Genomic DNA, 1353 nt, shown 5'->3' with positions numbered 1-1353 from the left:
TACAGCGTTGAAGGGGCTGGGGTGCGGTAGTAATGAGTTGAGTCAGTTGGACGTAACGAAGAATACAGCGTTGGAGAGGCTGGATTGCCGTAACAATCAGTTGACACATTTGGACATAACCAAGAATACAGCGTTGCAGGAGCTGGTTTGCTCTAACAATCCGTTGACAAAGTTGGACGTAACCCAAAAAACAGCGTTGAAGAGGCTGGATTGCTCTAACAATCAGTTGATACAGTTGGACGTAACCAAGAATACAAAGTTGGAGTGGCTGAATTGCTCTAACAATCAGTTGACACAGTTGGACGTAACCAAGAATACAAAGTTGGAGGAGCTAGTTTTCCATAAAAATAAGTTGACGCAATTGGACGTAACGAAGAATACAGCATTGTATGCTCTGACCTGCTCTTCTAATCAGTTGACTCAATTGGATGTAACGAAGAATACAATATTGCAGTATCTTTTTTGCGATAACAATCAGTTGACACAGTTGGATGTAACGAAGAATACAGCATTGTATGCTCTGACCTGCACTTCTAATAAGTTGACTCAATTGGATGTAACGAAGAATACAATATTGAAGTATCTTTTTTGCGATAACAATCAGTTGACGCAATTGGACGTAACGAAGAATACAGCATTGTATGCTCTGACCTGCTCTTCTAATCAGTTAACCCAGTTAGATGTAAGTCAAAATAAGGACTTAGTAATTTTATGGGTATCTGGAAATAGAATTAAACGCGCATCCATGAATAGTCTCGTAGAGCAGTTGCCGAGTATTTCTATCCCTGAGGAGGAAGAAAAACTGGGCTTCTTCGTTGCCGTTGATACCAAGGATCCCAACGAAGGGAATTACCTAACCCAATCCTCTGCAGCAAAGGCTAAGAGCAAAGGCTGGAAAGTTAGAGACTACAATAATGGAAAAGATGCTAATGGAGAGGAAAATTGGCGAGGCATACCCTATGAGGGAGAGAGTGGATTTATTACCATGACGACCAGCAAGAAGGTCGGCGAGGTGCTCACTCTCCGGATTGAGAGTAAAGGCTCCTTTACAGTGCAAGGCGCAACACATAAGGGAGGATACAAGTACGAGTTAACAGCTACTGATGGGCGCATTACACTCAAAGGCGATGTAACTCAGCTGTATTGCTATAACAATCAGTTGACACAGTTGGACGTAACCAAGAATACAGCGTTGACGTGGCTGGATTGCTATAACAATCAGTTGACCAAGTTGGACGTAACCAAGAATACAGCGTTGTCGTATCTGAATTGCTCTTACAATCAATTGACACATTTGGACGTAACCAAGAATACAGCGTTGAAGGATCTGTATTGCTCTTACAATCAGTTGAC

General features: G+C 42.1%; 1 protein-coding gene. It reads left to right on the top strand.

The annotated features are described in order from the left end of the window. Positions 1 to 1353, top strand: a 1353-nt coding sequence (locus JCM15907_RS12510) for a hypothetical protein (protein ID WP_025843636.1), incomplete at both ends; no start/stop codon positions are given.

The organism is Porphyromonas gingivicanis JCM 15907, assembly GCF_000614585.1.
In the GTDB taxonomy this organism is placed as follows: Bacteria; Bacteroidota; Bacteroidia; order Bacteroidales; family Porphyromonadaceae; genus Porphyromonas; species Porphyromonas gingivicanis.
The sequence above is the reverse complement of the archived record's forward strand: the minus strand, read 5'-3'. Positions and strand labels throughout refer to the sequence as shown.